Genomic DNA, 18,682 nt, shown 5'->3' with positions numbered 1-18,682 from the left:
GGCTGGAAATCCGGTCTTTGAAACTCTACTAATACATTCGTATGAATAGACTCGTGCCGATTACGCTCAAGCAGCATGGCCTTCGCCATACAGAAGCTCGGGAAGAAGTACTGGATTTGTTTTATACTAAGAATTTTGCCCTTTCGCACGGAGGTCTGGAAAGCGAATTACAGGAACGATTTGATCGGGTAACCATTTACCGAACATTAAAGACATTTCTGGATAAGGGAATCATTCATAAAGTGCTCGATGATGAAGGTACCGTGAAGTACGCCATGTGTCGATCTGACTGTCAGGCGGAAGATCATGAACACCATCATGACCACGTACACTTCAAGTGCCTGGACTGTGGACAAACGACTTGTCTGGATGAAGTCCGAATTCCGAGTTTGGATTTACCCGAAGGATATAAACGTCAGGAAATCAATCTTCTGGTACAGGGTACCTGCCCAGCTTGCAAGTCTTAATTTCTTAAACGGTATGCTCAATACTCCCGGCCAAAAGCCGGGAGTATTTGTTTTATTCGGAGAATAAGTTGGCCATAAGCTAGAAATTGCTTGATTAAAACCTTGCAAGTAATTGATAATCAAATAAGAAGCTAGAATAGTTTTTTGAAGCTGAAGATTGACTGTCAATGGGAAGTGCGGAAAGTATGAAAAGCCACTCACAGGTTTTTCGGGTTATTTAGAAAGAATTTAAATAAATATTTTTCTCCTTGTTTTGACGTTCGGGAAAATTCTTGAGTTTGAAGAACAACGATCCGATTGTAGTTTTGTGAGCCCGGAATGGGTCTATACGGGCATACCGTACTGAAAATAAAAGTTGAAAAGTATTATGATCAAACGAGCACTTAGCTACTTCTTCGGGACCGCAACAGCTATCGTCCTGACGCTGTGGGGTAGCACGTCCGGCTTTGCACAGGATCCCGCAAAAGGCGAACAGCTCTTCACCAACAACTGTGCATCCTGTCACAGTGTGGGAGCGGATAAGCTAATCGGCCCCGGTTTAAAAGGTGTCAACGAACGGCATGACGAAGCCTGGTTGATTAAATGGATTAAGAACCCGGCCGGTATGGTGGCCAGTGGTGATGAACAAGCCACTAAACTTTACGATCAGTACAAGCCTATCATGATGACGGCTTTCGGAAGTCTTTCCGACGACGACATCAAGAGCATTCTGGCCTATGTAGATCAAAAGAACAAAGGTGGTGAAGCAAAAACTGGCGGAACTGGCGATGGTGCTCCGCAACAAGTAGCCCAAAGTGGTGGTGGCGAGCAGTCATCCGGTTTCTTTGGTGTGGTACTGGTTGCTCTGCTGGTAGTCATGATTCTGATGCTGATTGCTCTGTTCGGTATTCTGACCGTACTGAGTCGTCTGGCTACGGTAGATCCTTCTTCACCCGAAGCTCAGAAGATTCCTTTCTTCGCTCGTCTGAAAGAAAGCACGGGTAAACTGGGTAACAGCCCGGCCTTCCGTACAGGAGCTCTGCTTTTATTCGTCCTTTTAGCGGGTAAGGTTAGCATCGATGGTATGTATGGTATTGGTATTCACCAGGGGTATGCTCCTAAGCAGCCGATCGCATTCTCGCACAAGCTACACGCAGGCGAGTATAAGATTGACTGTAACTATTGCCATACCGGCGTTAATAAAGGTAAGCAGGCAAATATTCCTTCCCCGAATATTTGTATGAACTGCCACAACGCTATCAAAACTTCTTCCCCTGAAATTCAAAAAATTTACCGGGCTATCGAGAAAGATCAACCTATCGAGTGGATTCGCGTGCATAACCTGCCTGATCTGGCCTACTTCAATCACTCTCAACACGTAAACGTAGGCGGTCTGCAATGTCAGCAGTGCCACGGTGAAGTGGAAAAAATGGAAGTGATTGAGCAACGCTCTACGCTGACGATGGGCTGGTGTATCGATTGTCACCGGAAAACCAGTGTGAATGCGAAAGACAACCAGTACTACGACAAACTGGTTGAGATTCACAAAAAAGAAGGTGTGAAAGACATGAAAGTGGCTGACATCGGAGGGCTGGAATGCTCGAAGTGCCACTATTAATATAACAGGGCGGCTTTCTTTGGAAGCCGCCTTTCCCAACACGAGTTTTTCTAAGAGAATGGAAAATACTACGAAGCGATACTGGCGAGGAATTGAGGAGTTACGAAACGATCCCGAGTTCGTAAAAAACGCTCATCGCGAATTTGCTGATTCATCAGACATTACCGACGGAGGTGGAACCTACCGTCGTGACTTCCTGAAAATGTTGGGCTTTGGTGTAGCAGCGGTTTCGCTGGCTGCCTGCGAGGCTCCGGTACGGAAAGTCATTCCTTACTTAAATAAACCTTCAGACGTTGAGCCAGGTATTGCAAACTGGTACGCTTCAACGTATGTAGATGGAGGTGATTATAGTGCCATCCTGGTGAAAACCCGCGAAGGACGACCCATCAAGATTGAAGGAAACCCGAATTCAAGTGTATCTCAAGGCGGAACCGGTACGCGTGTGCAGGCTTCCGTATTGAGTTTGTACGACAATGAGAAGCTGAAAGAAGCTCAAAAGGGTGGCAAGAAAATCGAATGGGAAGCTCTGGATAAAGAAGTAGTAGCGGCTCTGGCCTCTGCTCGCAATGTTCGGATTGTATCCAATACGATTTTAAGTCCGACTACGAAAGCCGTTATCGAAACGTTCAAGGCGAAATACCCTTCGACGGTACACGTGTCGTATGATCCGAATTCGGCATATGGACTCACGCAGGTACACGGTGGCCAGTTGCCCGCTTTTGATTTCAGCAAAGCGAAAGTAATCGTAAGTTTAGACGCGGACTTCCTGGGTAGCTGGATTTCTCCGGATGAATTCTCGAAGCAGTGGGCCGTAGGTCGTCGTCTTTCTTCGGCGAAAAATGGCAATAAGCAAATGTCACGTCACTACGATTTCAGTACGTTGATGACGTTGACGGCTTCCAATGCTGATTACCGTGGACGGGTGAAACCTTCTCAATCTGGATTAGTAGCTTCTACGCTGCTGCGTCTGGTGGGCGGTTCTGCCAGCACGGCTGATGTAAAAATCGAATTCCTTGAAAAAGCAGCGAAAGATCTGAAAGCTGCTGCTCCGGGTACGACTCTAGTGGTATCAGGTTCAAATGATCCGAACGTACAAACAGTAGTAGCTGAAATCAACAAGGTTTTAGGTAACTACGGTACGACGATTGCCGGCACGAGCAACTACAAGCAAGGTGACGATGCCGCTTTCAATACGTTCGTTAATGAATTGAAAGGTGGACAGGTTGACGCGGTAATCTTCTACGGTGCTAACCCCGTATACGATAGCCCCCGCGGTAAAGAAATCGCCGATGCTCTTTCACGGGCGAAGGTAAGCGTATCGTTTGCGGATCGGGCTGATGAAACGGCTGCTCTGTGTCAGTACGTGGCTCCTGATTCTCATTTTCTGGAATCATGGGGTGATGCGGAACCCAAACCCGGTTTCTACTCGATCATCCAACCGACGATTTCAACGATCTTCAGTACACGTCAGGCTCAGTCTTCTTTATTAACCTGGGCTGGACAAAACGCTGATTATTACGAGTTTCTGACGAAAAACTGGGCTACTAACATCCTGAAAACGGGAAGTAAAGAAGCCTGGAACAAAGCCTTGTACGAAGGGGTATTCGAACCTGGTAAAGGAACTACCCCTGCGGCTCCGGTTGCAACGACGGATCTGCTGACGGCCCTGGGTAAGATTAGTGGTACGTATAAAGCTTCTTCTACGGTTATTGAATTCATGCCGTACGAAAAAGTTTCCATGGGTACAGGCTCACAAGCGAACAACCCCTGGTTACAGGAATGCCCCGATCCGATTTCGAAAGCCACGTGGGATAACTACGCTGCGATTTCTCAGAAAACGGCGGATAAACTGGGTGTAGCTCAGAATGATATGGTAACGCTGGAAATCGCTGGTAAAGAAGCCATCGAACTTCCAGTATTGATCCAACCCGGTCAGACGGTTGATACGGTCGGTATCGCGATTGGATACGGTCGTCAGAAAGCGGGTAAAGCAGCGGATGGTGTTGGGAAAAACATCTATCCCTGGATCAACTCAGCGGGTGCTGAAATCAAAGTAACGCCAACGGGTAAAACCTATAAGTGGGGTATTGCTCAGACGCAGACGCACAACACCGTCATGGCTCGTGAGTCTGTCGTACAGGAAACAGTACTGGCTCAATACCAGGAGAATGTCAAAGCAGGACGGTTCCAACCGAAAATTGCTACCTCTGAAGGAAGCAAAAGTCCTGGCGACATTTCCCTCTGGAATGGTCACGAAAAACAAAATCACAGTTGGGGAATGGTCATTGACCTGAACCTGTGTACAGGTTGTGGTTCCTGCGTAGTAAGTTGCCAGGCGGAAAACAACGTGCCCGTAGTCGGTCGTAAAGAAGTAGTAATGCGTCGTGAAATGCACTGGATTCGCATTGACCGTTACTATTCATCCGTACAACCCACGGAAGACGAAGGCGTATTCCAGGAATTGAAGACGCTGGAATCAGCGGCTGAGAATCCGGAAGTCGTATTCCAGCCCATGTTGTGCCAGCACTGTTCGAATGCTCCCTGCGAAACGGTATGTCCGGTATTGGCTACCACGCACAGCAACGAGGGTCTGAACCAAATGACTTACAACCGTTGTATCGGTACGCGTTACTGTGCCAACAACTGTCCGTATAAAGTACGCCGGTTTAACTGGTTCAAATATTTTGATGAAGATCGTTTCCCTTACCACTTCAACAATGACCTGGGTAAAATGGTCATCAACCCTGAAGTTACGGTTCGTAGCCGTGGGGTAATGGAAAAATGTTCGTTCTGCGTACAACGTATCCAAGCTACCAAACTGGCAGCAAAGAAAGAGCGTCGCAGACCTTACGCGAATGAAGTACAGGTGGCTTGTTCGCAATCTTGCCCCACAGGAGCGATTGTTTTTGGTGACATGAACAATCCGGAAAGTAACATTTCTCAACTGCTGGCGGTAGAAAAAGAAGGACGTGCCTTTACCATGCTGGAAGAAATCAACGTACTGCCCCAGATCAGCTATCTGACGAAAGTACGTAACAAAGATTTCGCCGATTCCGTAGCTCCCAACAAAAAAGAGCTGGGTCACGGAGAAGGTCACGAGCATAAGCAAGTAAAAGAACACGCGTAACCGATTTCTCATCCCTTCTGACGAGTTTCGGCCCGTCAGAAGGGATCATATTATTCAATAGAAACTCTGAAAATTTAGAAATATGTCACACGTCAGTGCTGTTGTAAGGCCTCCTTTGGTGACAGGTGGAAAATCCTACCACGACATTACCGAGGACGTATGCCGGCAGGTAGAAGGAAAACCGACTACCTCGTGGAAGATCGTTTTCGCTATTTCCTCGCTGGTTCTAGCCGTGGGTACGGTTTCGGTATTCTGGACTTGGTGGGATGGTTTGGGTAACTGGGGTTTGAATAAAACCGTTGGTTGGGCCTGGGACATTACCAACTTCGTATGGTGGGTAGGTATTGGTCACGCAGGTACGCTGATTTCGGCGATTCTTCTGCTGTTCCGTCAAAAGTGGCGGACGTCCGTTAACCGGGCAGCAGAGGCCATGACGATCTTCGCCGTTATTTGTGCCGCTAGCTTCATTTTAATGCACGCCGGTCGGGCTTGGTTAGCTTACTGGTGTATCCCTATCCCTAATACGTACGGTTCGTTGTGGGTAAACTTTAACTCACCCCTGGTTTGGGACGTATTTGCTATTTCAACGTACTTCTCCGTATCCTGCCTGTTCTGGTATGCAGGTTTGATTCCGGACTTAGCAACCATTCGTGACCGTGCCAAAAGCAAAGTTTCCAAATACATTTACGGCTTGCTTTCTATGGGCTGGAATGGAAATACGAAAACTTGGGCTCGTTACGAATATGTATCGCTGATCCTGGCAGGTATCTCTACACCGCTGGTACTTTCGGTACACACGATCGTATCTTTTGACTTTGCTACGTCTGTTATTCCAGGCTGGCACACGACGATTTTCCCTCCGTACTTCGTAGCAGGTGCTATTTTCTCAGGTTTTGCCATGGTAAACAACCTGTTGCTGATTGTACGCTGGACGTTTAAACTGCAGGATTACATTACGATTGAGCACATCGAGACGATGAATAAAATCATCACCGTTACGGGTTCTATCGTAGGTATCGCTTACATCACGGAGTTCTTTATTGCAGCGTATTCAGGGGTTAGTTACGAACAGTATGCGTTCATTAACCGGGCTACCGGACCTTACTGGTGGGCTTACTGGGCGATGATGACCTGTAACGTAGTTACGCCTCAGCTGTTCTGGATTCGTAGCATTCGCCGGAGTATCACCTGGACATTTGCTTTAGCTGTAGTGGTAAACATCGGTATGTGGTTTGAGCGTTTCGTAATTATCGTAACGTCTCTGCACCGTGATTATATCCCTTCCAGCTGGGCTATGTTCTCACCGACGCTGATTGACATCGGGGATTACGTTTTCACCTTCGGTCTGTTCTTCGTCCTGTTCCTGTTGTTTGCCAAATACTTGCCCGTAATCAATATGGCGGAAGTAAAAGCAGTCATGAAGAGTTCTTCCGAGCGTTTCCCTTACAAAGTGAAACCCAGCTCGAAAAAACCTGGTCAACACGTAACCGAATAAGCTTAATTCAAGGAAAAAGCATTCAATCCTCATGGATACCAACAAGAGATTTTTAGTAGGAGTGTACGATGATGATGACGAGGTGATGGCCGCCGTGAAAACGGTACGGGCCAGCGGCATCAAGATTCATGACGTCTATACTCCGTTCCCTGTACACGGTCTGGACAAGGCGATTGGTCACCCACGGACCCGGATTCCGATGGTTGCATTCATGTTCGGTACGCTGGGTTTGATAACGATGTTTGTCTTTACGCTGTATACCATGCGTTTAGATTGGCCTATGAACATTGGGGGTAAAGATTATTATGCTTTGCCGGATTTTATTCCACCCATGTTTGAGTTTACGGTATTGTTTACGGCCTTTGGTATGGTATTTACCTTCTTCATTACCAATGGATTGTGGTGGGGTAACAAGGCGGTAATTTTCGATTTGCGTAGTACTGACGATAAGTTCGTAATGGCGATTGATACGGCTTCCAACCAGAAATCAGAAGCTGAGATTGAGAAGGCTCTTCGGGAAACCGGTGCCATTGAAATCAACGTAAAAGAAATCGTTGAGGAAGAAGACTAAGTGAAAGGATAGGGCACCTGTTTGCAGGTGCCATTCTATCGAGCGTTAATATCAACTTGATTGGACAATGAAAAAATACCTACCGTTTGTGTGGATTGCAGCTTCCCTTGTGGTGGTTCTGCTGGCGTCCCTGAAACGTGATCCTCAACACCAGGCCTGGGAATTTGCTCCTAACATGTACTATCCCGTAGGCTACGAACCCCTGTCACAGATTGATGCGAACCCCATCAATAGTGCAACGGGAAAAGGTAACCTGAACATGCGGGTACCCGTAAAAGGCACTATTCCTCAGCAAAGTTATACGACGACGCTCGGCGATACGACGGTGTCGGCTTTGGAACGGATGGATCTGATCGCACGGAACGTTCCGGCTGATAGTATTGCCATGTCAGAAGCAGTTCTTTCGAACCCGATTCCTACTACTGACAAATCATTGAAGCAGGGCGAGTTGCTCTACGGTCGTTATTGTCTGCACTGCCACGGTGGTACGGGTAAAGGCGATGGTATTGTAGGAAAAAAATACGGCGGGGTACCCGTGTATTCAAGCGACGCCCTGAAAGATCTGAACGACGGACATATCTATCACGTCATTACCTACGGAAAAGGCCGGATGTGGCCTCATGGTTCGCAGGTATCACCTGAAGATCGCTGGAAAATCGTTCAGTACGTGCACAAACTTCAGCAACAACCCTAATCTATTAAAGAGTTAACTGGGAATCGTTAATGGTTTATTGACGATTAGCGAACAACTGATAACGAATAACGAAAGTATAATGGCAGAGCACAATCACCATTTTGATCCAGCGGAGATGGAAGAATGGTATGACTTTACCTCCTCTTCAAAGCGTAAGCTGATTATCGGTATGCTGGCAGGTCTGGCTACTCTTTTGATTGGTGCGTTTTTAGTAGCAAAAGGTTGGGGAATTGGACTTAATCACGTACATGAGCACGCAGAACACGCCGCTCATGGACACGAAGCTCATCACGGCTTGCCCGCCTGGGGTAAACGTGTAGTAGGCAACCTCTGGATGAATGCAGAATTCTTTACTGGTATTTCAGTTATCGGTATGTTTTTTGTGGCTATCCAGTACCTGTCGTGGGCTGGATGGTCTTCGATCATCAAACGTATTCCTGAAGCTTTCCCGGCTTTCATTCCCTTTTCGGGAGCGATCATGCTGGTTCTTTATGTTGCCTTTGGACATGAGATTTTCCACTGGCGTCACGAAGGAATCATGGATCCTGAAAGCGAACATTATGATGCAATCATTGCCGGTAAAAGCTGGTATTTGAATAATGCTTTCTTCTTAATCCGTACCGTTCTTTATTTAGGTTCATGGTATGGATTGTGGGTATACCTGCGTAATCTTTCAAAACAGGAAGATGCTATTGGAGGTACGGAATGGTGGTATAAAATGAAGTATCTATCCCGGATCTTCATCCTTGTTTTTGCCGTAACGTCTTCTACTTGTGCCTGGGATTGGGCGATGTCCATTGATACGCACTGGTTCTCAACTATGTTTGGTTGGTATCACTTTGCTTCCTGGCACGTAACTGGTCTGGCTGTTACGACGTTAAGCGTAATCTTCCTGAAAGAAAAAGGTTACCTGCCCGCTGTAAACGAAAACCATTTACACGATTTAGGTAAATTCATGTTTGCCTTCTCAATTTTCTGGACCTACGTGTGGTTTGCTCAATTCCTGTTGATCTACTATGCTAACCTTCCAGAAGAGACGATCTACTACAAAGAGCGTTTCGGCGGATACGGTGGTATCTACAAAGCTCCTTTCTTCATCAACCTGTTCATGGGCTTCCTGGTACCCTTCCTGTGGTTCATGACGCGTGATGCAAAACGGAACTTCACATTCCTGAAAGTAGGATCCTTTGCCATTATCATTGCTCACTATTTTGATTTCTATCAAATGATGATGCCGGGTCTGGTAGGAGCAAACGGAGGATTTGGACTGATTGAATGGGGTACGACGTTATTCTTTGCCTGTGCCTTTATCTACGTGATCTCGGCTCAGTTGACAAAAGCTTCGTTAGTGGCGAAAAACCACCCCATGCTGGAAGAAGCCGTTCATCACGATATTTAGTAATCGGATCGAACGTTGCATTTGCGATAGGTGTTCTGAAATAGAAAAGTATCAAAAACAAAGATTGTCATGGTTTATATCGTTGGTTTGCTGGCGGCCGTTCTGTTGGTGCTTACGGTGGTAGTACTCAACCGAATGTCCGTATTCACCAAAGGTTTCGCTTCGACTTCGTCAAGCAATGAACCGGGATTAGCAAACAAAATCAATGCGGCTTTACTGCCGATTGTGTTCGTAGTGGGTAGCATTGCAGGGGTATGGTCTTTTATTGAAGCAACTCCTAACTTCCTGCCTGATCCGTCGTCGACTCATGGTAAAGAGATCGATACAATGTTCTGGTGGTTCATGGGAATCGTTACGGTTGCTTTCTTCCTTACGAGCGTTCTCTTGTTTGCGTTCGCTTTTAAGTATCAGTATGATCCGAAACGTCGGGCAACGTTCTATCCGGTTAACCACCGGTTGGAGTTAGCCTGGACGGTAATCCCGGCTATTATCATGGCTATCATGGTATTCATGGGCTGGCGTGTATGGCGTGACATCACTACGGAAGCACCTGCGGATGCTTACGTGATTGAAGTAACGGGAAAGCAATTCAACTGGATTGCCCGCTATCCTGGCGTAGATGATAACAAGTTGGGTAGCTACAACTACAAACTGATTGATGCTACAAACGAAGTAGGTATCGATCTGTCGGATGAAGCTGCATTTGATGATGTAATCAGTAATACCTTGTATCTCCCTAAAGGAGTACCTGTATTATTGAAAATTCGTGCTCGTGACGTATTGCATAGCGTATTCCTTCCTCACTTACGGGTGAAAATGGATGCTGTGCCGGGTATGCCTACTAAATTCTGGTTTACGGCAACGAAAACTACAGATGAGATGAAAGCCGAGACGAACGATCCTAAGTTTGAGTATCGTCTCAATTGTACGGAGATTTGTGGCCAGGGTCACTTCTCTATGAAAATGAACGTAGTAGTATTGGAAGAAGATGATTTCAAAGCTTGGTTGAAAACCCAAAAATCATTCCTGGCTACCAACACTAGTTATCTGGATCGCGTACCGGCTCGGTTGAAAGCGAAAGCTATGAAGTATACGGAGTCAGCTGAAGAAGCTCCTGCGGGTGAGTCTGCCCCTGAAGGTGAAGCTCCGGCTGATAGTACGGCTGCGGCTTCGGGTGCTACCGCTTCCCTACGTTAATTCTGCATCTTAAAAACTAAAAAAGAAGATATGGCACTGACTCACGACGATCATCACGACGTTCATGGCGTTCATGAGCACGAGCATGAGCATCACGAGCAAAATTTCATCCAGAAGTACGTCTTCTCGGAAGACCATAAAATGATTGCTAAGCAGTACCTGGTAACGGGTATTATCTGGGCTTTCATTGGTGGATTGCTTTCTATTTTGTTCCGTCTTCAATTAGGTTTTCCTGATTTGAAACTGGATGGACTGCGTTGGCTTTTAGGCAACTGGATCAATGCAGAAGGTAAGCTGGAAACGGAATTCTATCTGGCTCTGGTTACGATGCACGGTACCATCATGGTATTCTTCGTACTGACGGCAGGTTTGAGCGGTACGTTCTCAAACTTCCTGATTCCCTTACAAATTGGAGCACGTGACATGGCTTCCGGATTCCTGAATATGCTTTCGTTCTGGTTCTTCCTGGTAGCCGGTTTGATTATGTTTGCTTCCCTGTTCATTTCAACGGGACCTGCCGCAGGTGGTTGGGTAATTTATCCGCCTTTATCAGCTATTCCAACGGCTTCTAATGGTTCAGGTATGGGGATGACGCTTTGGTTGATTTCAATGGCGTTGTTCATTGTTTCTCAGTTGATGGGAGGTTTGAATTACATTACGACCATTATCAACCTGCGGACTCGGGGAATGTCTTTTAGTAAGCTTCCTTTGACAATTTGGTCATTCTTCCTGACAGCGGTATTGGGTTTGCTTTCATTCCCAGTATTATTAGCGGCAGCTCTGTTATTGATTTTTGACCGTAGCTTCGGTACGAGCTTCTATATTTCCGAAATCTATATTGGTGGTGAAGCTTTACCACAACAAGGTGGATCGGCGGTTTTATTCCAGCACTTATTCTGGTTCTTAGGTCACCCTGAGGTATACATCGTATTGTTACCAGCTCTTGGTATTACTTCTGAAGTTATTGCTACGAATTCTCGTAAACCTATCTTCGGTTACCGTGCCATGATTGGTTCCATGTTAGGTATTACGTTGCTGGCCTTTATCGTATGGGCTCACCATATGTTCGTATCAGGTATGAACCCGTTCCTTGGTTCGGTCTTTATGTTCCTGACGCTGATCATTGCGGTACCTTCTGCTGTAAAAGCCTTTAATTACATCACTACGCTGTGGAAAGGTAATATCGTCTTTACGCCAGCTATGTTGTTCTCGATCGGTCTGGTATCGCTTTTCGTCGCAGGTGGGGTAACGGGTATTATCCTGGGTAACGCTGCTCTGGATATCCAATTACACGATACGTATTTTGTAGTAGCTCACTTCCACTTAGTAATGGGTTCTGCCTCATTCTTTGGATTGATGGCTGGGGTTTACCACTGGTTCCCTAAAATGTATGGTCGTATGATGAATGATACGCTGGGTTATATTCACTTCTGGCTTTCATTTATTGGGGTATTCTGCGTGTTCTTCCCCATGCACTATATCGGTATTGCTGGATTCCCCCGTCGTTACTACTCGTTCTCAACGTACGATCTAACGAACTCTTTTGCTGATTTGAACATGTTCATCAGTATTGCAGCTATCGTCACGTTCGCTTCGCAAGGTCTGTTTGCCTGGAACTTCTTCTACTCAATGTTCAAGGGTAAGAAATCCGTTCAAAACCCCTGGCGTTCAAATACGATCGAATGGACGGCTCCGGTAGTACCAGGTCACGGAAACTGGGAAGGACCTATTCCTGCGGTCTACCGTTGGCCCTACGATTATTCGAAACCAGGTGCAGTAGAAGATTACATTCCTCAAACGGTACCTTTCTCTTCGACTCCTGAGTCTAACTTACCGGAAGAAACGGAGCAAATTGCTTTAGAGAAAGCTATTGAAGAGTTGCACGTTTTCCAGAAAGAAGTGTCTGCCAAGTCAGGCGGTCATTAATTTTGAGGCTGACCAAATACATTGGAAAGAAAGGGCTCCCCAAAGAGCCCTTTCTTTGTTTTGATAGTTTCTGAAATTCAAGTGAAAGAATGGATTGAAATCTTTTTATCGGGGGAATAATTTCGGTCGTATCTTTGTTACCCAGTAGAAGGAACAGTGCCGCTATGAACTTTAGAAAATTAGGCATTGCTACGATTGTCGTTGTTTACTTAGTCGTCGTAGCAGGTGGCGTGGTGCGAAGTACGGGAGCGGGTATGGGTTGCCCCGACTGGCCCCGATGTTTTGGAACGTGGGTACCACCTACCGATATCTCACAATTACCTGCCAATTATCAGGAAATTTTTGGAGCCAAACTGAAAGGAGAGGTACTATTTAATCCAGTGAAAACCTGGACGGAATACGTGAACCGACTGGTTGGTGTACTAGCCGGCCTGTTCGTGTTTGCCACTTTACTGGCGTCATTCAAGTACTGGAAACAGGATCGTTCCCTAGTCTGGCTTTCGCTTGTAGGGTTCATACTGATGGGTTTCCAGGGCTGGTTAGGCTCCAAAGTTGTTTCCACGGAATTGAAACCTCTGATGGTTACGCTACACATGCTGGTGGCAATTGTTATTATCTTTGTACTGATTTACGCCGTAGCCAAAGCTTATTCGAGAGTAACGGAAGTGGAGAAGGTACGGAATAAACCTTTATTAAACCGATTACTGGGCTGGGCTATTGCTCTTTCGGTAGTTCAGGTGTTAATGGGGACGCAGGTACGCGAAGCAATTGATGAAGTCATCTTCAGGATTGGTTATGAGAATCGTAGCCAATGGATTGAACAGGCTAGTCAATCCGGACTCTGGTTTTATGTACACCGGTCCTTTTCTTTGGTTGTGCTTTTCGTTCATGGCTGGTTTATTAAAGCCCTGTGGCAACACACTCGTCAGGATGGATTGCTAAAATCATACGCTAAAGCGATGCTGGCTTTGGTAGTTATTGAAATTCTGACGGGTATCGGCATGGCGTATTTCTCCATTCCGGCTTACTTACAACCCGTACACCTTACGCTGGCATTGATCATGCTGGGCGTCCAATTTGTAGCTTATTTACTGTTGAATGCCGAACGTGTGTTCGGTACCATTAAAGCGGCATCGACTGATCCCTATTCAGCGGCCTTAGGAACGAGCAATGTCTGAAGTAAAAACGAGTGTATTAGAACTTACCTGGCAGGAAAAAGCGAAAGCATATGTTGAATTACTCAAGCATCGCCTGAGTAGCTTTGTTGCTTTATCCGGAGCCTTTGGTTATTATCTGGCTGTTAAAGAAGTAGACTGGGCGAAACTGATTCTGATTACAATTGCCGGATTTTTCATTACAGCAGCTTCGAACATCATTAATCAGATTTATGAAAAGGATAGCGATGCGTTGATGAAACGTACGCGGAATCGGCCTTTACCTTCAGGACGACTGACGGTACGCGAAGCCACTATCTACTGTTTGTTGCTGACCGTATTCAGCCTTTTTCTGTTTGTCCATTTCTTCAATTTTCGTTCGGCTATCGTAGCCATTCTTTCGGTCATCTTATACGGGTTTGTTTACACGCCGTTAAAACGTTCAGGACCGATTGCCGTATTTGTAGGAGCCATTCCCGGAGCCTTGCCTCCCATGATTGGATGGGTAGCTGCTACGAATCAGTTTGGTTGGGAGCCTGGCGTATTATTTGCCATTCAGTTTTTCTGGCAGTTCCCACATTTCTGGGCATTGGCCTGGATGATCGATGAAGATTACAAACAGGCGGGAATCCAGTTATTACCCTACAAAGGAGACAAAGGAGCAAAAACCGCCCGGGCTATCATTGGTTATACCTTATTCCTGGTACCGTTAGGCTGGATTCCCTATGAGTTAGGCATTACAGGTATGACTTCAGCGATTATCGCTACCATTGGTGGACTTCTTTTCCTGGGTCATGCGTTCTATTTAAAGCGGGAAATCAGTGATGCCGCCGCCCGTCGTTTGTTTTTCGTTTCCATTACCTATCTGCCGATTCTCCAAATCGTATTTTTACTGGATAAAGCTTAACGTAGCTTTTTTAACGTAATCGCAGCATTTACATCGTCATGAATACTGAAATAACATCTGCCCCAAGTTTGATGGAAGAAGCCAAACCCACCTTTTCTTTTCATCCTAAGAAATTCATGCTCTGGCTAACGATTGCCGCCATCACCATGTCCTTTGCGGGCTGGACCAGTGCGTATTTAGTACGCCGGGCTGAAGGGAACTGGCTTGAGTTTGAAATACCAATGATTTTCTGGTATAGTACTGGTGTTCTGTTGATCAGTAGTCTTTTTATGCATTTATCGGTACGAGCTGCAAAAAAAGACCAATTGGCCAACTCAAAACAGCGATTTCGATTACTTTTGCACTCGGCTTGGTATTTCTGTACCTGCAAGTAGAAGGTTTCTACGAGTTAGTTCATCAGAAATTATTCCTGGTTGGTAATCCAGCTGTTTCTTTTTTTGACGTATTGATTTTTATTCACGGCCTGCACATCATTAGTGGTCTGATTGTTTTAATCTTTGCTTTTGTGGCAGCCTGGCGAATGCAAATCCACGCGAAAAAAAGAGACCGTATTGAAATGGCAGCGATGTACTGGCACTTTTTAGATGCTTTGTGGCTCTACCTTTTCATCTTCTTGCTGAATTTCCGCTAGTAAAAAGCCACGATATTACGCCTCTCAACGGAGCGAAAAACGAAATTATTAACTGTAAACTGAATTAGCGTACATGGCAACACATGCTGCTGCTGAACCGAAACAACTATGGCTGGGCGGTGCCGAACCGATGAAAGCCAGCTATGGTAAACTGATGATGTGGTTGTTCCTCTTATCAGATGCCTTTTCTTTCTCCGGCCTGTTAATTGCATATGGCTGGTGCGTTATGCCCACCCAGCATACGACGGAGAAATTGACAAATTCGTTTTTTCGAATCAGTACTGGCCAATTCCAGAACGCGTATTTGAAGCGGTTCCTTTCTTCCACGGGTATCAGTTACCTCTGGTTTTCGTAGGATTGATGACCTTCATTTTGATTTTTAGTTCAGTAACGATGGTATTAGCGGTTGAAGCTGGTCACCGGAAAGACAAAGCTGATGTTGAAAAATGGATGCTGTGGACGATCTTGGGTGGTATCACCTTTTTGGGCTCACAAGCCTGGGAGTGGGGTCACTTCATTACGGGTACTGATACGCCTACTACTTTAACGGACGTAATCAATGGTGTACAGGTAACGAAAGATGTATTCGGAGCTAACCTGCATGTGAACCAGTATGGTCCGCAACCTTTTGCTGATTTCTTCTTCTTTATTACGGGTTTCCACGGTACGCACGTAACCTCTGGCGTTGTTTTGAACATCATCGTATTCTTTAATGTTTGTATGGGGCTTTACGAGCGTCGCGGACATTACGAAATGGTCGAAAAAGTTGGTCTGTACTGGCACTTTGTGGATCTCGTCTGGGTCTTTGTATTTACATTTTTTTACCTGGTATAATCGAAAAGAAATATGGCATCGGAATACAATGAATATGTAGAGAAGGATGGCAAGATGGTAGCCAAGCCGCAAACGAAAAAGATTTGGCGTACTTTTTGGATTCTATTACTCATTACGGTTCTCGAATTCGTCGTAGCGTTTACCTTGCCCCACAACATGCACTTGTTGAAGGTATCCATCTTCGTGATTATGACCATTGTAAAGGCTGCATACATCATGGGTGAATTCATGCACTTGTCGGGTGAAACCAAGAGTTTATTCTGGACCATTATTGTCCCGCTCGTTTTCATTGCGTGGTTAGTACTGGCTTTGTTGCTGGAAGGTGGTTTCATCTCTTCTTACTAAGCGTTTAGTCTGGAACGATTCAGAAGCGTATGTACGCTTCATGAGGAGCAATAGCTATGTGGAATATTAAAAAAGCCGGAATCCTAATCTTGATGTTAGTGATTCCGGTTTTATTCTTTTTGTGGATTCGCTTTGGGGGTGTCAATCACTATTCACTGCCCCGGTATTTTCCGTTACGAGATACACTGACCAACCAGGTGATCATTAAGAAAAATGGCCCAAATAAAGCCTGGTGGGAGCCCGAGCAGGATACACTTTATCATACGATTCCGGCGTTTCATTTGCTTAATCAGGATAGTACTTGGGTAAATCAGGACCTGCTGAAAGGGAAAATCGTAGTAGCTGATTTTTTCTTTAGTCGTTGTCCAACGATTTGTCCGAAGATGGCAACGCAATTAAACCGCATTCAGGATGTGTTTATCAATAATCCAAATGTGTTGATCGTTTCCCATTCGATTGATCCTACGCATGATACTCCATCAGTTCTACGTTCGTACGGCAAACGTTATGATGCTGAACCTGGCAAGTGGGTATTTCTAACGGGTAACAAACCCCAGATCTATCAACTGGCTATCAAAGGGTACAAGCTGGCTGTACAGGATGACAACGCCCAAACTGCAGATGCTTTTACGCATGACAGCAAACTGGTACTAGTAGATAAAGAGGGCGTTATTCGGGGCTACTATGATGGTGAGGATAAAGAAGAAATTGATCGGTTAATCCTTGAGATTAGGGTATTACTGGATATTTATAAAAAACGAGAATCCAAATGAGTCCGTTGACGATACCGCAGGAAAAGCAAAAGAGCTACCTGCGACTCATTCGCATTTTATCTGTTGCTATCCCCCTGGCGGTAGCGGTGCTTCTCAATCCACGGGTACCGAAGTTACAACTCGGTGAATGGACGAAACTTTTGCCCCATCTGAATGCCCTTATCAATACGGCTACTTCTGTTCTGCTGGTTATAGGATATTTGATGATCAAGCGGGGGAACATTACGGCTCACCGACGGGCCATGCAAACGGCTTTTGTACTCGGTTCGTTTTTTCTGGTTTCTTATGTCTTATACCACCTGACCAACGAATCGACTGCTTTTGGTGGAGCGGGCGTAAGCGTACGAACTTTTTATTACGTTATCTTAGTTAGCCATATTGTACTGTCCATCATCGTTGTTCCCTTTGTATTACTGGCGGTATATTATGCCTGGAGTAACCAGATCCCACGGCATAAGCGAATTGTGAAAGTGACGTATCCTTTATGGCTATATGTATCTGTAACAGGTGTGATTGCTTATTTGATGATTAGTCCGTATTACCAATAAAGTTTTCCATAACCAATGAAACGTTTGCTGGCTTCCGGTGTATTGGTACTGCTTTCCTGTACCCTTACGTTCGCCCAATGTGCTATGTGTCGGGCTTCCGTAGAAAGTACGTATAGTGATGGTCATTATCTGAGTGGTTCTGGCCTGAATACGGGAATTTTATATCTGCTAGTCATGCCTTATTTAATTGTGGCTTTGATTGCTTACTTCTGGTACCGTAGCAGCCGTAAGGAATACGCTCAGAAAATAGCTCTTTGGCAACGCATGAAAGGCATTACCCAACAGTAGTTGAATTATAGTGATTGATTTATTGCCGATAGATAGCCTTCCGGTCCCTGACTGGAAGGTTTTTATTTTTCTATTACTTTACAATAAATTTTAAGAAGCCCTGCAACCTTTGTAGATGGCTCAGCATCTACGAGTCAGTAGAACCACCCTTATCCCGTCTTGTGAAACTTTTATCTTTATTTCAAACGGAAGAGCAATTGGTGAAAGCCTGTCAGAAGGCCGACCCTAAAGCCCAGCGACGGGTGTACGAAAAGTACTCGGCCCGGATGCTAGCCGTTTGCCGAAGATATTTCAAAGATGAGTACGAAGCTGAAGAATGCATGGTGGAAGGGTTTGTGAAAGTGTTTGAACGCATCAGTCAGTTTAAGCTGGAGGGAAGTTTTGAGGGTTGGATTCGTCGAATTGTAGTCAATGAATGTCTGATGGCGTTGCGTTCGAAAAAACAGCTGGGCTGGCAAACGAGTTATGATGAAATCCTGTATGAACCCGATCCGCAGCTACCTGAGACATCGCTTGAAGTAGCTGATTTACTCAAGCTGGTAGATCAGCTGCCTACGGGTTACCGAACAGTATTTAACTTATACGCTATTGATGGGTACAGCCATGAAGAAATTGCTCGTACCTTGCAAATAACCGAGAGTACATCCAAATCGCAATTACACCGGGCTAGAGCGTTGTTACAACGGCTCATTACCGAAACCGATGCCCGGTTGTCAATAAATTATTAAT

General features: G+C 45.5%; 18 protein-coding genes and 1 pseudogene. All 19 read left to right on the top strand.

What is annotated here, in order from left to right; all coding sequences use genetic code 11:
* Positions 1–41 precede the first annotated feature (41 nt).
* The 19 genes and pseudogenes from BWI93_RS21570 to BWI93_RS21485 all read left to right on the top strand — a co-directional run bounded on the left by BWI93_RS21570 (position 42) and on the right by BWI93_RS21485 (position 18,681).
* Positions 42–467, top strand: coding sequence for a Fur family transcriptional regulator (locus BWI93_RS21570; RefSeq protein ID WP_094815126.1), 426 nt, complete (start codon positions 42–44; stop codon positions 465–467).
* 367 nt (positions 468–834) lie between these two features.
* Positions 835–2,064, top strand: coding sequence for a cytochrome c3 family protein (locus BWI93_RS21565; protein WP_094815125.1), 1,230 nt, complete (start codon positions 835–837; stop codon positions 2,062–2,064).
* 58 nt (positions 2,065–2,122) lie between these two features.
* Positions 2,123–5,191: a TAT-variant-translocated molybdopterin oxidoreductase gene (locus tag BWI93_RS21560; protein WP_094815124.1), complete on the top strand. Its 3,069-nt coding sequence runs from the start codon at positions 2,123–2,125 to the stop codon at positions 5,189–5,191.
* A gap of 82 nt (positions 5,192–5,273) precedes the next feature.
* The gene (gene nrfD, locus BWI93_RS21555; RefSeq protein WP_094815123.1) at positions 5,274–6,686 is read left to right on the top strand and encodes an NrfD/PsrC family molybdoenzyme membrane anchor subunit; all 1,413 of its coding nucleotides are present in this window, start codon (positions 5,274–5,276) and stop codon (positions 6,684–6,686) included.
* A 31-nt stretch (positions 6,687–6,717) separates the two neighbouring features.
* Complete coding sequence (locus BWI93_RS21550; protein WP_094815122.1) at positions 6,718–7,257, top strand: DUF3341 domain-containing protein; 540 nt, start codon at positions 6,718–6,720, stop codon at positions 7,255–7,257.
* A gap of 67 nt (positions 7,258–7,324) precedes the next feature.
* A complete protein-coding gene (locus BWI93_RS21545; protein ID WP_094815121.1) occupies positions 7,325–7,951 on the top strand; it encodes a cytochrome c in 627 nt (208 codons plus the stop codon).
* A 79-nt stretch (positions 7,952–8,030) separates the two neighbouring features.
* Complete coding sequence (locus BWI93_RS21540) at positions 8,031–9,350, top strand: quinol:cytochrome C oxidoreductase (protein WP_094815120.1); 1,320 nt, start codon at positions 8,031–8,033, stop codon at positions 9,348–9,350.
* Between the two features lie 69 nt (positions 9,351–9,419).
* Positions 9,420–10,547, top strand: coding sequence for a cytochrome c oxidase subunit II (locus BWI93_RS21535; RefSeq protein ID WP_094815119.1), 1,128 nt, complete (start codon positions 9,420–9,422; stop codon positions 10,545–10,547).
* A gap of 30 nt (positions 10,548–10,577) precedes the next feature.
* Positions 10,578–12,473 carry a cbb3-type cytochrome c oxidase subunit I gene (locus tag BWI93_RS21530; RefSeq protein WP_094815118.1) on the top strand — a complete coding sequence of 632 codons (1,896 nt, stop codon included), beginning with the start codon at positions 10,578–10,580 and terminating at the stop codon, positions 12,471–12,473.
* A gap of 164 nt (positions 12,474–12,637) precedes the next feature.
* Positions 12,638–13,651 (top strand): heme A synthase, encoded by a 1,014-nt coding sequence (locus BWI93_RS21525; RefSeq protein WP_094815117.1) that lies wholly within the window; start codon positions 12,638–12,640, stop codon positions 13,649–13,651.
* Entirely contained in the window at positions 13,644–14,534 is an 891-nt protein-coding gene (cyoE, locus tag BWI93_RS21520) for a heme o synthase (protein ID WP_094815116.1), read from the top strand. Before BWI93_RS21525 ends, cyoE begins: the two co-directional genes overlap by 8 nt.
* A 38-nt stretch (positions 14,535–14,572) precedes the next feature.
* On the top strand, positions 14,573–14,908 hold the full coding sequence (locus BWI93_RS29765; protein ID WP_369679199.1) for a hypothetical protein: 336 nt from the start codon (positions 14,573–14,575) through the stop codon (positions 14,906–14,908).
* Positions 14,884–15,165 (top strand): heme-copper oxidase subunit III, encoded by a 282-nt coding sequence (locus BWI93_RS29760; RefSeq protein ID WP_369679198.1) that lies wholly within the window; start codon positions 14,884–14,886, stop codon positions 15,163–15,165. The genes BWI93_RS29765 and BWI93_RS29760 overlap by 25 nt, the downstream gene beginning before the upstream one ends.
* Positions 15,166–15,238: 73 nt before the next feature.
* A pseudogene (locus BWI93_RS21510) lies at positions 15,239–15,999 on the top strand (cytochrome c oxidase subunit 3).
* Between the two features lie 12 nt (positions 16,000–16,011).
* A complete protein-coding gene (locus tag BWI93_RS21505) occupies positions 16,012–16,344 on the top strand; it encodes a cytochrome C oxidase subunit IV family protein (RefSeq protein WP_094815115.1) in 333 nt (110 codons plus the stop codon).
* 56 nt (positions 16,345–16,400) lie between these two features.
* A complete protein-coding gene (locus tag BWI93_RS21500; protein WP_094815114.1) occupies positions 16,401–17,117 on the top strand; it encodes an SCO family protein in 717 nt (238 codons plus the stop codon).
* Complete coding sequence (locus tag BWI93_RS21495; RefSeq protein WP_094815113.1) at positions 17,114–17,665, top strand: DUF420 domain-containing protein; 552 nt, start codon at positions 17,114–17,116, stop codon at positions 17,663–17,665. The genes BWI93_RS21500 and BWI93_RS21495 overlap by 4 nt, the downstream gene beginning before the upstream one ends.
* A gap of 15 nt (positions 17,666–17,680) precedes the next feature.
* Positions 17,681–17,953 (top strand): hypothetical protein, encoded by a 273-nt coding sequence (locus BWI93_RS21490; protein ID WP_094815112.1) that lies wholly within the window; start codon positions 17,681–17,683, stop codon positions 17,951–17,953.
* Between the two features lie 161 nt (positions 17,954–18,114).
* The gene (locus BWI93_RS21485; protein ID WP_233207865.1) at positions 18,115–18,681 is read left to right on the top strand and encodes an RNA polymerase sigma factor; all 567 of its coding nucleotides are present in this window, start codon (positions 18,115–18,117) and stop codon (positions 18,679–18,681) included.
* The last annotated feature ends 1 nt before the right edge of the window (position 18,682 follow it).

This window comes from Siphonobacter sp. BAB-5385 (assembly GCF_002261125.1).
Lineage (GTDB): Bacteria > Bacteroidota > Bacteroidia > Cytophagales > Spirosomataceae > Siphonobacter.
Note: the sequence above shows the minus strand (reverse complement) of the source record. Positions and strands in the feature narration are given on the sequence as shown.